Raw genomic sequence first — 12,578 nt, 5'->3', positions numbered from 1 at the left:
TTGTTGCTTTTTGTCCCTTTGGTGTCGGGTCCACCCTACGGGGTGATGAGGTGGGGGCGATGTGAAGAGCGGACGGGGACCGCTCGGTCGGTCGCCCCCGTCGGCCCCGCCCCGTCACCCCCCGCCGAACACGGCCAGTGCCGTCGTCAGGAAGGTGCGCACCGCCTCGCGTTCCGCCGGTGTGAGGGCGTCCAGGGTCTCCAGCAGTGTCCCGATCGCCGGGCCGAAGAAGTCCCGGCCCAGGGCCACCGCTTCCGGGGTGACGGACAGCAGGACGCGGCGGCGGTCCTCGGGGTCGCGGGTCCGGGTGACGTGGCCGAGGCGTTCCAGGCGGTCGATCACCGCGGTCGTGCCCGCCGAGTTGAGGCCCAGGTGGGCGCCCAGGAGCCCCGCCGTGGCCGGTTCGGCGGCGCGGGAGGCGTCCAGGAGGCGGATCAGGGCCCGTACGTCCGTCGGGTGCATTCCGTTGGCGGCTGCGAACTCCGCCTGGCGCAGGCCGAATGCGACGGTCGCCGCCCGCAGCAGGTGCACCAGTTCCAGGTTGTTGTCGTCCACGCGGCCTCCTCCTAAGATCTCTCGCTGAGCGAGATTATCGCCCAGCGAGGTATTCGGTGATCCGGTGATCCGGTGATCCGGCGACCGAGGAACGGAGCGGGAAATGGTCCGGACGTCCTTCCGTGCCGCCTACGACGAGGTGCTCGGCCGCTGGCCCGTGCCCGTCGAGGCCGTCGAGGTCCCCACGCCCTACGGGGTGACCCGCGTGAACAGCTGCGGTCCCGTCGGGGCGCCGCCGCTGGTGCTGCTGCCGGGCGGCGGGGCCACCTCCACCGTGTGGGGTGCCTGCGTCGGGGCCGGGATCGCCCGGGAGCGGCGGGTGCACGCCGTGGACCTGGTGGGGGAGCCGGGGCTGAGCGTTCCGGAGGCCGGGCGGCCGGTGCGGACTCCGGACGACCTGGCGGGCTGGCTCGACGCGCTGCTGGAGGGGCTGCCCCCCGAGGGCCGTGTCACCCTCGTCGGCCACTCCTACGGGGCGTGGATCGCCGCCCACTGCGCGGCCCGCCCCTCTCCGCGCCGGCGGCTCGACCGCCTGGTGCTGCTCGACCCCACCCGGGTGTTCGCCGGGCTGCGCCCCGGCTACGTCCTGCGGGCGCTGCCGATGCTGGTGCGGCCCACCCCGGGGCGGATCCGGTCCTTCCTCGCCTGGGAGACCGGCGGGGCCGCCCTCGACCCGGCCTGGCTGCGCCTCCAGGAGGAGACTGCCGCCTTCCCGGCCGCCAAGCCCGTCACCGGCCCCCGTCCGGACCTGGCGGGGATCGCCGGGATCCCGCTCGACGTCCTCTTCGCCGAACGCGCCCGCTGCCACGACTCCGCCCGGACGGCGGCCGTCGCGCGCGCCGTGCTGCCCGGGGCGGGGATCCGCACGATGCGCGGGGTCTCGCACCACGCGCTGCCGTTGGCGGCGGCCGACGGGATCGCCCGCCTCCTCGCGACCTGACGGCAGCGGCCGGTCATCCCGTGCGGGACAGGGCCTCGCGGACCGCTTCCTCCGAGCGGGCCACGACCGCGGTGCCGTCCTCGGCGGTGATGATCGGGCGCTGGATCAGCTTCGGGTGCGCCGCCAGGTGGGCGATCCAGCGGGCGCGGGCCGCGTCCGTCGCCTCGCGCGGGAGGTCCCGTACGCCGGTCTCCTTCGCCAGGGCGTCGGAGGTGCGCGTGATGTCCCACGGCTCCAGGCCGAGGCGGCCCAGCACCTCGCGGATCTCGGCCTCGGAGGGGACGTCCTCCAGGTAGCGGCGCACGGTGTACTCGGCGCCCTCCGCGTCCAGCAGGGTCAGCGCGCTGCGGCACTTCGAACAGGCGGGGTTGATCCAGATCTCCATGCCCGCAACCCTAGCCAGATCCCTGTCCGGCCAGGGCTTTTGTCAGTGCCCCCCGGTAAAATCGAGGGAGAACGACAGGAAGCCAACTACCGTTTGGGAGGCTGTGGATGGCCGCTGCCGCGAGCTTGGTGACGCCGAAGAAGAAGCCGCTGCCCGCGGGGCTGCCCCGCGAGTGGTACGAGAACCACAACCGCCGTCTGAAGGCCATGCGGCTGGCGATCTCCCTGCTCGACACGGGGACGTACGACGCCAAGCGCGCCACCAACCGCAAGATACGGACGATGGCCGTCCGGGTGGGGATCCACCGGCCCTCCAACCTCACCTGCCGGATGGTCCGCGCCTTCATCGTCGCGAACGCCGGCTGAGGCACGGGAGCTCCGACGGCCGGCCGGCCGCAGCCGGCGGCGGCCGGCCGTTGTCCCGTTCACTTCTCCACGAAGACGATCTCCTGCGGCCCGTGGGTCATCCGCACGGTGTCGCCGTCGACCTCGACGACGTGGTGCATGCCGCTGAAGACCTCGGGCTTCCCCTGGAGGTAGAACTGGTCGTCCGCCGCCCCCGCCAGATAGGCGCGGAAGCAGGACAGGGAGGGGTTCGAGGGGTTGAGGTCCAGGTAGTCCTTCAGTCGGCGGAAGAGCTTCGGCAGGATCACCGCCCCGTCGTCGGCCGTGAGGGACTGCAGTCCGGTGACCTTCACGCCGGTGGTGGTCACGTCCTTTTCCCAGACGCTCCTGCCCGGCTCCGGCGCCGCTGCCGCGGCCGCGGCGGCGGCGGTGAGGGAGGCGCGCAGGAGCTCGGGGAACTCGCTGTAGCAGGTCGGGTAGACCAGGCCGGCCTTGAGCAGCAGGTAGTTGGCGGTGTTCTTCAGCATCCGCTCGTCGACCTCGACCGCGTAGCCGTTGGGGGCCGGCTGGAACCTGTGGCCGACCAGGGCGACGCACCGACCGTAGATGTCGGCGCCGCGGGTGAGGATGTAGCCGTCCACGGCCTCGGGGGTGGTGCTGCTGATCTTTTCCTGGTCCTGGTCGTCCCGGTCGAAGCCGGTGAAGCCGATCGCCTTCAGGAGCCCTTCCCCGGCCGCGTGTGCCAGGGGCAGGGGTTGGTGCTGCACGCCCGACGGCGAGCTCTCGTCCCCGTAGTGGGTCTCCAGGGCGTCGATGCCCTCCAGCCGGATCGAGGCGCTGCCGTCCCCTCTCGGTACGACGGGTCTGGCCCCGGGCACGAGCTTCCAGTCGGCCACGTTGTCGGGCGTGAAGTTGACGGTGTCGCCGTCGGGCTTGAGGCCTTTCGCCCGGAAGGTTCCCCTGATCACCAGCATCGGCATGGACATGGCGGCTCCTACGGGTCGGCGCGAGGACGCTCAGTGCATGGCCCCGGAACCTAGTGGTGCCCCGCATCGCCGGACAACCGCCGATCGGGCGACAGCAACAACAGGGCCACGTCGTCGCGCGGGCCGCCCCCGCTGAAGGCCGCGAGGTCCTGCCACAGCGCCGGAACCAGGCCCTCGGGATGGCCCGCCAGGACCGGGACCCGGGTGGCCAGCGGGTAGAAGCAGCCGGCCGCGTCGCGCGCCTCCGTCACCCCGTCCGTGTGCGCGAGCAGCCGGTCGCCGGGCAGCAGCGGCAGTTCGGCGACCTCGGGCAGGGCGGGCCCGGACAGGCCCAGGCCCAGCGGCGGGCCGGGCTCCGCGAGCACCTCCGAGACCGCGAGGTCCCTCAGCAGCAGGACCGGGGGGTGCCCGCACGACACGACCCGTACGAGGTCCAGCCCGGGCGGGAACTCCAGCAGCACGGCCGTCGCGAACAGTTCCGGGTGGGCCACCGGGTCCGCCGCCGCGTCGGCCGTCAGCCGCCGGTCCAGCCGGACCGCGACCGCCGCCAGCCCCGCGTCGTCCAGCACCGCCTCCCGGAAGGCGCCGAGCAGCGAGGCCACCGTGCCGACGGCCGCCAGCCCGTGTCCCTGGACGTCCCCGACCACCGCCCGGACCCCGTACGGCCCGGCCCGTACGTCGTACAGGTCGCCGCCGACCAGGGTGCCCCGCTGGGCCGCCCGGTACAGCCCCGAGCAGTTCACCCCGCCCACCCGGGCGGGGACCGGCGGCAGCACCGCGAGCTGGGCGGCCTCGGCGACGGTCCGGACGCTGACCAGCTGGGCGTCCCGGCGCCGCCGCACCAGGGCGATGATCACGCTGAGCAGGCCGACGGTGGCCACGGTGGCCAGGTCGGTGCCGCGCGCGTGCCCGACGCCGAGCTGGGGGACGCCGAGCAGGAACAGCACCACGACGGCGAAGGCGGCGGTACCGACGGCCCCGTAGGCGAAGGCGGCCACGGCGGGCAGGGCCGCCAGGAAGTAGCCGAGCTCGGCGGTGGCGGTGGTCCACTGGGCGGCGCAGAGCGCCGCCAGCGCGGCCACGGGCGCGATCCGGGCCCAGCGGGGCGGCGGTGCCCCGTGCAGCCCGCCGGGCTCGTCCTGTTCGCCTCTCGCCCGTCGTCTCACCCCTCCACCCTGGTACGGGGCACCGGGCGGCGCACGCCGGGTGGCCCCGGCGGGCTGGCCACAGCGGGCGGGGGCCGTGAGAGTGGTGCCGTGACGCAGACGCAGAGCGCGGCGATCAGCACCCGGCTGAACTGGCTGCGGGCCGGGGTGCTCGGCGCCAACGACGGGATCATCTCCACGGCCGGCCTGGTGGTCGGCGTGGCCGGCGCGACCACCTCGCGCACGGAGATCCTCACCGCCGGGGTGGCCGGGCTGCTGGCGGGCTCCCTGTCGATGGCGGTGGGGGAGTACGTGTCGGTCAGCTCGCAGCGGGACTCCGAGCGGGCGGCGCTCGACCTGGAACGGCAGGAGCTGGCGCAGGACCCGGAGGCGGAGCTGGCCGAGCTGACGGAGCTGCTGGCCGACCGGGGGCTGAGCCGGGAGGTGGCCCGGGAGGCCGCCGAGCAGCTGACCGAGCGGGACGCGCTGAGGGCGCACGCGCGGGTGGAGCTGGGGATCGAGCCGGACGAGCTGGCGAACCCGTGGCACGCGGCGTTCGCCAGCCTGGTCGCCTTCACGGTGGGGGCGATGCTTCCGCTGCTGGCCATCGTCCTGCCGGAGGCCTCGGCCCGGGTCCCGGTGACGGTGGTGGCGGTGCTGGGGGCGCTGACGCTGTGCGGGCTGGTGAGCGCGCGGCTGGGCGGGGCTCCGGTGCAGCGCGCGGTCCTGCGCAACGTGCTGGGCGGCGGCCTGGCGATGGCGGTCACCTACGCGGCGGGCACCTGGCTCGGCGGCGGCTGACCGGGTCCCCGGCGGCGGTGCGACGCCGGCGGGCCCGCCGGGGCCGCCGGTTCGCGTGGGCGACGCGTCGGGAGGGGCAGACTGCCCCCATGCGCATCGCCATCACCGGAGCCTCCGGACTCATCGGCAAGGCCCTCGTCCGCTCCCTCCAAGCCGACGGCCACGACACCGTCCGCTTCGTCCGGCGCGCGCCCGCCGCACCGGACGAGGCGCGGTGGGATCCCGGGAGCGGCTACGTCGACCCCGTCGGGCTGCGCGACTGTGACGCCGTCGTGCACCTCGCGGGGGCGGGGGTCGGGGACCACCGGTGGACGGACGCGTACAAGAGGGAGATCCGCGACAGCCGGGTGCTCGGGACCGCGGCCCTCTCCCGGGCGGTGGCCGCCATGGACACCCCGCCCGGCGTGCTCGTGTGCGGGTCGGCCGTCGGGTACTACGGCGACACGGGGGCGAGGGCCGTCGACGAGTCGGCTCCCGCCGGCACCGGGTTCCTGCCCTCCGTCTGCGTCGCCTGGGAGGCCGCCGCCGCCCCCGCGCGGGACGCCGGGATCCGGACCGTGTTCGCCCGGACCGGGCTGGTGGTCTCCGCCGAGGGCGGGGCCTGGGGGCGGCTGTTCCCCGTCTTCCGGGCCGGGCTCGGCGGCCGACTCGGCAACGGGCGGCAGTACTGGTCGTACATCTCGCTGCGGGACGAGGTCGCCGCCCTGCGCTTCCTGATCGAGACCCCCGGCCTGTCCGGGCCGTTCAACCTCACCGCCCCCGAGCCGCTGACCAACCGTGAGGTCACCGCCGCCATGGGCCGCGTACTGCACCGCCCGACCCTGTGCACGGTCCCGGCGCCCGTGCTCCGTGCCGCGCTCGGGGAGCTCTCCCAGGACGTGCTGGGCAGTCAGCGGGTCAGGCCGGCACGGCTGTTGGAGGCCGGATTCGCCTTCGCCGACCCCGGCATCGAGGAGGCACTCCGGGCCGCGCTGGTCTAGCCGTTGGTCCGGCCGTCGTCCCGTCCGGCCGCCGGACGGGACCGTGGGGCCGAGGCGCTGGTCCGGGCGCATCCGACGTCCATGTGCGACCGGTTGTGACCCGCATGCGACCGTCGTGCGACCGGAGTTGTGCGCAATACCGCGCCGGACTCGGGTTCTCCCGGAGTCCGTTGGGGGAAGAACGATCCCCACACAGCCGCCGCGCCGACCTCGGGGAGGGGCACGTGCTCAGCAGCGACGTCGTCATCGTAGGAGCCGGAGTCTCAGGACTCGCGGCAGCGCACCACCTGATCGCCGCCGGGGTCAGCGTCACCGTCCTGGAGACCGCCGACGACCCCGGCGGCCGCATGGCCACCGCCTCGGCCGACGGCTTCCGCCTCGACCGGGTCGGCCAGCTCCTCAACACCGCGTACACCGAACCCGCCCGCACCCCGGGCCTCGCGGGCCTGACCCTGCGCCCCTTCGCCCCCGGGGTCCTGGTGCACGGCGCCGACGGCCGGCGGCAGCGGGCCGGGGCCCTCACCCCCGCCCGCGCCCTGGCCAGCGGTTCCCTCGACCAGGCCCGGCTCAGCGCGGCCCTCGCCCGGCTCGCCGCGCTGCCTCCGGACCGGCTCCTCGCCCGGCCCGAACGCACCGCCCACGCCGCCCTCGGCTCCCGAGGCCTGCCGCCGCGCACCGTCAACGGGATCCTGCGGCCCCTGCTCTGCGCCCTGCTGCGCGACCCGGACCTCACCACCTCCAGCCGCGTCGCCGACCTCGCGCTGCGCACCTTCGCCCGCGGCCGGCTCGCCGTCCCCGAGGGAGGTGCGGCGGCCCTGCCCGACCTCCTCGCCGCGGCCCTGCCGCCCGGCACCGTACGGACCGGCATCCGGGTGCGGTCGGTGGCGACCAACCTGGTCACCACGGAGGAGCAGGGCGACTTCGGCTGTCGCTCCGTCCTGCTGGCCACCGGCGCCCGCGCCGCCGCCGAACTGCTCCCTGGACTGCGGGTACCCGCCTTCCACGAGGTCACCGTCATCCACCACGCGACCCCCGAAGCCCTGCCCTGGGACGGATCGCTGCTCCTGGACGCCGACCCCAAGTGGCCCGTCGCCCACACCACCGTGATGAGCGCGGTCGACCCCACCCGGGCCCCCATCGGACGCAGCCTGGTCACCACCACCGTGCACGGCCCCCCGCCGCCCGCCCGCACGGTCGCCGCCCGCCTCGCCCGGCTCTACGACACCCCGACCCGCGACTGGGAGCTCCTGGCCGTCCACCACACCCCCGAGGCCGTCCCGGCCATGCCCCCGCCGCACGACCGGCAGCGGCCCGTCCGCGTCCTGGCCGGGCTCTACGTCTGCGGCGACCACCGCGACTCCAACACCGTCCAGGGCGCCCTGCACTCCGCCCGCCGCGCCGCCACGGCCCTCCTCCGCGACTTCGGCATCCCCCTCCAGAGCCACCCGGAGCCGGTCCTGCCGGCAGCCGCCTGACCACCCCGGCCGGGGCCCGGACCCACGGGCCCCGGCCGGATCAGGACAGCGCCGCGACCCGGTCCCGGTACGTCCGGACCGCCGAGGCGTCCCGGTACGGCTCCAGCCGGCGCTCGAAGTCGCGCACGTACTCCACCGCCCGCACCGACCGCATCTCGCTCGCCTGCTGCGCCGCCTCCGCCCCCAGCGCGCACGCCTGGTCCAGCTCGCCCAGCCCCAGCCGGGCCGTCGCCAGCACCACCCGGCAGAACAGCCGCGAGCGCGCGTACCCCGGTGAGCGCAGCTGGAGCGAGCGCTCCGCGTGCTGGGCGGAGGCCCGGTACTGCTGGAGGTCGCGGTGGCAGTGCCCGAACTCGTCCGCCAGCTGCGCCTCGTCGAAGGCCCGCGCCCAGTGCGGTACGTCGTCCCCCGGCCGGGCCGCGCCCAGCGCCCGCTCGGCCCGCACCAGCGAGGCCGTCGCCGCCCGGACCTCGCCCAGCACCGCGTGCCCCCGCGCCTCGGCCGCGTGCAGCAGCGACTGCACCACCGGCGGCGGGCCCGAGCCCACGCCCTGCTGGGCGACCCGGGCCAGCTGCACCGCCTCCCGGCCGTGGCCGAGGTAGACCGCCTGGCGGCTCATCGTCACCAGCACGTACGACCCGTACGGCCGGTCCCCGGCGGCCTGTGCCAGCCGCAGGGCCTGGACGAAGTACCGCTGGGCCAGCCCGTGCGCGGCGATGTCGTACGAGGTCCAGCCCGCGAGCCGGGTCAGGTCGGCGGCGGCCGAGAACAGCCGGCGTCCGGTGGTCTCCCCGTAGGTGCCGCGGAGCATCGGCTCGGCCTCGTGCTCCAGGTAGCGCACCAGCGCCTGGCGGGCGTGCCCGCCGCCGTAGGTGTGGTCCAGGGTCCGGAACAGCTCGCTCACCGACCGCAGCGCCGCGATGTCCCCGCCGGTGACCCGCTGCCCGGGTCCGCGGTCGACCTGCCGCTGCCGGGGCACCGTGGTGCGGCCCTGCGCGGGGACCCGGTGCGCGGAGGGGTCCGCGCCGCGCCCGACCCGCTCGTCGGCCCGCCCGATCAGCCAGTCCCGGCTGGGCACCACCAGTCCGGCCGGGGTGAAGGCGATCTTGCGGAGCTCGGCGTGCGAGCCGGAGTCCTTGCGCCACAGCCCGCTCGCGATGTCCACGGCCTCCTCGGGGGTGGCGGCGAACTCCAGCCCCGCGTACACGGGCGCGCACGCGTCCAGGCCCAGGTCCTGCGCCGAGAGTCTGCGCCCGAGGCGCCGGGTGAAGACCTCCGCGATCAGCGCGGGGGTGGTGCCGCGGGGCTGCTGGCCGCGCAGCCACCGGGTCACGGAGGTCTTGTCGTACCGCAGATCCAGCCCGTGCTCCAGCCCCAGCTGGTCGACGCGGCGGGCGAGCCCGGCGTTGGAGAACCCGGCTTCCGCGATCAGCGCCGCGAGCTGCCGGTTGGGGACGCGCTGGGCAGGTCGTTCCGTCATCGGCTCCACGGTTCCCGTACGTGACGGACCGGGGTCCCGGCCCTGTGAACGGCGTGAATGTAGCGGCCAACTCCGGCTGTGCCGCCCTCTCTGCCCCACATTCATCCGATCGTGTGCAGAATGGGTAGGGCTCTTTACGGACCGTTCCCCTTCCTCTCCCCGGGCGGCGCCGCCGTGGTCCGCCGGCCCCCGGGGGCCCGGACCGGGGGCCTGAGGGGGCGCGCACGGGCCGCCGTACTCTTGGACCGGTGCGGATACGTGCACACAGCAGGTTCAACGAGGAGGCGCTGCGGTGACTGAGCTTCGGTTTGTCCATCTGGGCTTCGGGCCGGAATCCGTCGAGTACACCGAGGCCTGGGACGAGCAGCGGCGCGTCCACGCGGCCCGCTTCGCCGACGAGATCGACGACACCTGCCTGATGGTGGAGCACGAGCCGGTCTACACCGCCGGGCGGCGTACCGACCCCAGCGAGCGCCCGCTCGACGGCACCCCCGTCATCGACGTGGACCGAGGCGGCAAGATCACCTGGCACGGCCCGGGCCAGCTGGTCGGCTACCCGATCATGAAGCTGCCCCGGCCGGTCGACGTGGTCGCCCACGTGCGCCGTCTGGAGGAGGCCCTCATCCGCACCGCGGCCGAGTTCGGCGTCGAGACCACCCGGGTCGAGGGCCGCTCCGGCGTCTGGGTCCTCGGCGACCCCGTGGAGGAGCGCCCCAGGATCGGCGGCCTCTCCCTGGACTTCGACCCCCGGATCGGCGACGACGAGTTCGACGCCCGTCTCAACGGCCCCGAGTACGCCCCGTCCAACGCCGGCCAGCGCCGCGAGGACCGCAAGCTCGCCGCGATCGGCATCCGCGTCGCCAAGGGCGTCACGATGCACGGCTTCTCCTTCAACGTGAACCCGGACAGCACCTGGTTCGACCGGATCATCCCCTGCGGGATCCGGGACGCCGGTGTGACCTCGCTCTCGTACGAGCTGGGCCGTGAGATCACCATCGCGGAGGTGCTGCCGGTGGTCGAACGGCACCTGAAGGAGGTGCTGGAGCACGCCGAGCTGAAGCCGCGCGAGATCGAGCGGGAGCCGGAGCCGGCCGCGGGCTGACAACCGCGGGAATGAGTCCTGCGGCCCCCGGGTTGGCCGGACGTAAGAGCGTACGAATTACGGGCGTACCCTGGTGGGCGCCGAAGAATCGAAGTCACAGGGAGCCGGTCGTGTCCGCAGTCGCACCCGACGGACGCAAGATGCTGCGCCTGGAGGTCCGCAACAGCCAGACCCCCATCGAGCGCAAGCCCGAGTGGATCAAGACCCGGGCGAAGATGGGTCCCGAGTACACGAAGATGCAGAACCTCGTGAAGGGCGAGGGGCTGCACACGGTGTGCCAGGAAGCCGGCTGTCCGAACATCTACGAGTGCTGGGAAGACCGCGAGGCCACGTTCCTCATCGGCGGCGACCAGTGCACCCGGCGCTGTGACTTCTGCCAGATCGACACGGGCAAGCCCGAGGCCCTGGACCGGGACGAGCCCCGCCGCGTCGGCGAGTCCGTGGTCACGATGGACCTGAACTACGCCACCATCACCGGCGTCGCCCGCGACGACCTGGCCGACGGCGGTGCCTGGCTGTACGCGGAGACCGTGCGCCAGATCCACCAGCAGACGGCGGGCCGCGAGGGCGGCCACACCAAGGTCGAGCTGCTGGCCCCCGACTTCAACGCGGTCCCGGAGCTGCTGGAGGAGGTCTTCGCCTCCCGCCCCGAGGTCTTCGCGCACAACGTCGAGACCGTCCCCCGGATCTTCAAGCGGATCCGCCCGGGCTTCCGCTACGAGCGCTCGCTCGACGTGATCCGCCAGGCCCGCGCCTACGGCCTCGTCACCAAGTCCAACCTGATCCTGGGCATGGGCGAGGAGCGCGAGGAGGTCTCGGAGGCGCTCAAGGAGCTGCACGCGGCCGGCTGCGAGCTCATCACGATCACCCAGTACCTGCGGCCCTCGCCGCGCCACCACCCCGTCGAGCGCTGGGTGAAGCCGGCCGAGTTCGTCGAGCTGGCGAAGGAGGCCGAGGAGATCGGCTTCTCCGGCGTGATGTCCGGCCCGCTGGTCCGGTCCTCGTACCGGGCGGGCCGCCTCTACACCCAGGCGATGGAGAAGCGCGCGGGCGCCTGACGCGCGGCCGGTGACCACGGCCGGTGATCCATGGGGTCACACAGCGTGTGAAGTCGGGCACAAAAAATTACCAAGCAGTAGTGCGTGATGACGCGGCCCCTAGGCTCTTTCATTGGGAGAGCCCGGCGGGCCGCGTCAATATTTCATCACGTTTGACCCGCCGGCCATGCCCTGGTAACACCAGTCAGTGACGCTGGATCCACGCACCGCACACGCCACCGATGCGAGTACCGAGAGTAGGGACCGACATCATGCAGGCCGCGCCCGTCCGCGCCATCGCCATTCCGTCCTTCACCGAGGCCTTCCGCGGCATCGAATCGCTGCTCATGAGCGGTGCCCGGCGCAACGCCTGGACGGCCGTCCTGGAGGACCGCCGCAGGGCCAGGGACCGGGTGGAAACCGAGCACGTACTCGAGGCCGCGGCCACCCGTACCCCGCAGGCCACGTAAACTTCGCCTTATGGCGAGGAAGTCAAACGCAGAGACTGCTGCGAACCCCGGGCGACTGAAGCAGATCGCCCTGACGTACAAGATGACGCGCAAGGCCGACCCCAAGGTCGGTCTGATCGTCGCGGGCGTGGGAATCGTCACCTTCGGTGTCTTCCTTGCGGTCGGCTTCCTGATCGGCCACCCGGCCTACCTGGGCATCCTGGGCCTCCTGGTGGCGTTCCTCGCGATGGCGATCGTCTTCGGACGGCGGGCCGAGCGGGCTGCCTTCGGGCAGATGGAGGGGCAGCCGGGCGCTGCCGCGGCCGTACTGGACAACGTGGGACGGGGCTGGACGACCACCCCGGCCGTCGCGATGAACCGGAACCAGGACATCGTCCACCGGGCCGTCGGCAAGGCGGGCGTGGTCCTGATCGCCGAGGGCAACCCCAACCGGGTGAAGTCCCTGCTCGCGGCCGAGAAGAAGAAGCTGGCCCGGATCATGCCCGACATCCCGGTCCACGACTTCATCGTGGGCACCGGCGAGGGCGAGGTGCCGCTCAAGAAGGTCCGCACGACGCTGCTGAAGCTGCCGCGCGTCCTGTCGGGCCCGCAGATCACCCAGGTCAACGACAAGCTCCGGGCCATGGGCGATCTCATGAGCAACATGCCCATCCCGAAGGGCCCGGTCCCCGGCCGCGGCATGCGGGGCCAGCGGCCGCGCTGACCCGCACGTATACGGAACAGAAGAGGAGCGGGCCCCCCCCCCGGCCGCGCGGGGGGGGGGGGCGGGGGGGGGGGCCCCCCCCGCCCCCGGGGGGGGGGGCCCCCCCGGGGGGGGGGGGCCCCCCCTCCCCTTTCGCATGCGTGCCGGCGCCGCCCGGTCAGGCCGTCCGGGCCAG

Annotated in this window: 14 protein-coding genes; 9 read left to right on the top strand and 5 right to left on the bottom strand. The window is 74.1% G+C overall.

All coding sequences use genetic code 11. The features are described 5' to 3' along the window. Positions 1-114: 114 nt before the first annotated feature. Positions 115-555, bottom strand: coding sequence for a MarR family winged helix-turn-helix transcriptional regulator (locus tag ACFY15_RS12920; protein ID WP_390825476.1), 441 nt, complete (start codon positions 553-555; stop codon positions 115-117). 103 nt (positions 556-658) lie between these two features. Here ACFY15_RS12920 and ACFY15_RS12915 point away from each other — a divergent pair, with 103 nt between their 5' ends. Further along, on the top strand, positions 659-1,495 hold the full coding sequence (locus ACFY15_RS12915; protein WP_390825475.1) for an alpha/beta fold hydrolase: 837 nt from the start codon (positions 659-661) through the stop codon (positions 1,493-1,495). A gap of 13 nt (positions 1,496-1,508) precedes the next feature. Here ACFY15_RS12915 and ACFY15_RS12910 read toward each other — a convergent pair whose 3' ends face one another. Further along, a complete protein-coding gene (locus tag ACFY15_RS12910) occupies positions 1,509-1,880 on the bottom strand; it encodes an ArsC/Spx/MgsR family protein (protein ID WP_390825474.1) in 372 nt (123 codons plus the stop codon). Positions 1,881-1,987: 107 nt separating this feature from the next. Between ACFY15_RS12910 and ACFY15_RS12905 the strand changes: the two genes are divergently transcribed. Further along, a complete protein-coding gene (locus ACFY15_RS12905; RefSeq protein ID WP_390685622.1) occupies positions 1,988-2,245 on the top strand; it encodes a hypothetical protein in 258 nt (85 codons plus the stop codon). A 59-nt stretch (positions 2,246-2,304) separates the two neighbouring features. On the opposite strand, the gene ACFY15_RS12900 is transcribed toward ACFY15_RS12905, so the two are convergent. Beyond that, positions 2,305-3,210 carry a nuclease gene (locus ACFY15_RS12900; protein ID WP_390825473.1) on the bottom strand — a complete coding sequence of 302 codons (906 nt, stop codon included), beginning with the start codon at positions 3,208-3,210 and terminating at the stop codon, positions 2,305-2,307. 50 nt (positions 3,211-3,260) lie between these two features. Beyond that, complete coding sequence (locus ACFY15_RS12895; protein ID WP_390685623.1) at positions 3,261-4,376, bottom strand: PP2C family protein-serine/threonine phosphatase; 1,116 nt, start codon at positions 4,374-4,376, stop codon at positions 3,261-3,263. Positions 4,377-4,466: 90 nt separating this feature from the next. On the opposite strand from ACFY15_RS12895, the gene ACFY15_RS12890 reads away from it, so the two are divergent. From ACFY15_RS12890 to ACFY15_RS12880, 3 genes are all read left to right on the top strand, one after another. Then, on the top strand, positions 4,467-5,156 hold the full coding sequence (locus tag ACFY15_RS12890; RefSeq protein ID WP_390685624.1) for a VIT family protein: 690 nt from the start codon (positions 4,467-4,469) through the stop codon (positions 5,154-5,156). Between the two features lie 89 nt (positions 5,157-5,245). Further along, positions 5,246-6,136 (top strand): TIGR01777 family oxidoreductase, encoded by an 891-nt coding sequence (locus tag ACFY15_RS12885; RefSeq protein WP_390685625.1) that lies wholly within the window; start codon positions 5,246-5,248, stop codon positions 6,134-6,136. 224 nt (positions 6,137-6,360) lie between these two features. After that, positions 6,361-7,611, top strand: coding sequence for an FAD-dependent oxidoreductase (locus ACFY15_RS12880; protein ID WP_390825472.1), 1,251 nt, complete (start codon positions 6,361-6,363; stop codon positions 7,609-7,611). 40 nt (positions 7,612-7,651) lie between these two features. Here ACFY15_RS12880 and ACFY15_RS12875 read toward each other — a convergent pair whose 3' ends face one another. Then, a complete protein-coding gene (locus ACFY15_RS12875) occupies positions 7,652-9,091 on the bottom strand; it encodes a regulator (RefSeq protein ID WP_390685627.1) in 1,440 nt (479 codons plus the stop codon). Positions 9,092-9,383: 292 nt separating this feature from the next. On the opposite strand from ACFY15_RS12875, the gene lipB reads away from it, so the two are divergent. From lipB to ACFY15_RS12855, 4 genes are all read left to right on the top strand, one after another. Continuing rightward, the gene (lipB, locus tag ACFY15_RS12870; RefSeq protein ID WP_390685628.1) at positions 9,384-10,193 is read left to right on the top strand and encodes a lipoyl(octanoyl) transferase LipB; all 810 of its coding nucleotides are present in this window, start codon (positions 9,384-9,386) and stop codon (positions 10,191-10,193) included. A 110-nt stretch (positions 10,194-10,303) separates the two neighbouring features. Then, positions 10,304-11,251, top strand: coding sequence for a lipoyl synthase (lipA, locus tag ACFY15_RS12865; protein ID WP_042815806.1), 948 nt, complete (start codon positions 10,304-10,306; stop codon positions 11,249-11,251). A gap of 251 nt (positions 11,252-11,502) precedes the next feature. After that, the gene (locus ACFY15_RS12860; RefSeq protein WP_390685629.1) at positions 11,503-11,700 is read left to right on the top strand and encodes a hypothetical protein; all 198 of its coding nucleotides are present in this window, start codon (positions 11,503-11,505) and stop codon (positions 11,698-11,700) included. A gap of 10 nt (positions 11,701-11,710) precedes the next feature. Continuing rightward, positions 11,711-12,403, top strand: coding sequence for a DUF4191 domain-containing protein (locus ACFY15_RS12855; RefSeq protein WP_390825471.1), 693 nt, complete (start codon positions 11,711-11,713; stop codon positions 12,401-12,403). Positions 12,404-12,578 lie beyond the last annotated feature (175 nt).

It is taken from the genome of Streptomyces sp. NPDC001373 (assembly GCF_042895815.1).
Lineage (GTDB): Bacteria > Actinomycetota > Actinomycetes > Streptomycetales > Streptomycetaceae > Streptomyces.
This window is presented reverse-complemented; position numbering and strand designations above follow the sequence as displayed.

What these genes read in the sequence shown, in the direction of transcription:
- ACFY15_RS12915 (WP_390825475.1), top strand. Translation starts at nt 659, where the DNA reads ATGGTCCGGACGTCCTTCCGTGCCGCCTACGACGAGGTGCTCGGCCGC.
- ACFY15_RS12910 (WP_390825474.1), bottom strand. Translation starts at nt 1,880, where the DNA reads ATGGAGATCTGGATCAACCCCGCCTGTTCGAAGTGCCGCAGCGCGCTG.
- ACFY15_RS12905 (WP_390685622.1), top strand. Translation starts at nt 1,988, where the DNA reads ATGGCCGCTGCCGCGAGCTTGGTGACGCCGAAGAAGAAGCCGCTGCCC.
- ACFY15_RS12900 (WP_390825473.1), bottom strand. Translation starts at nt 3,210, where the DNA reads ATGTCCATGCCGATGCTGGTGATCAGGGGAACCTTCCGGGCGAAAGGC.
- ACFY15_RS12885 (WP_390685625.1), top strand. Translation starts at nt 5,246, where the DNA reads ATGCGCATCGCCATCACCGGAGCCTCCGGACTCATCGGCAAGGCCCTC.
- ACFY15_RS12875 (WP_390685627.1), bottom strand. Translation starts at nt 9,091, where the DNA reads ATGACGGAACGACCTGCCCAGCGCGTCCCCAACCGGCAGCTCGCGGCG.
- ACFY15_RS12860 (WP_390685629.1), top strand. Translation starts at nt 11,503, where the DNA reads ATGCAGGCCGCGCCCGTCCGCGCCATCGCCATTCCGTCCTTCACCGAG.
- ACFY15_RS12855 (WP_390825471.1), top strand. Translation starts at nt 11,711, where the DNA reads ATGGCGAGGAAGTCAAACGCAGAGACTGCTGCGAACCCCGGGCGACTG.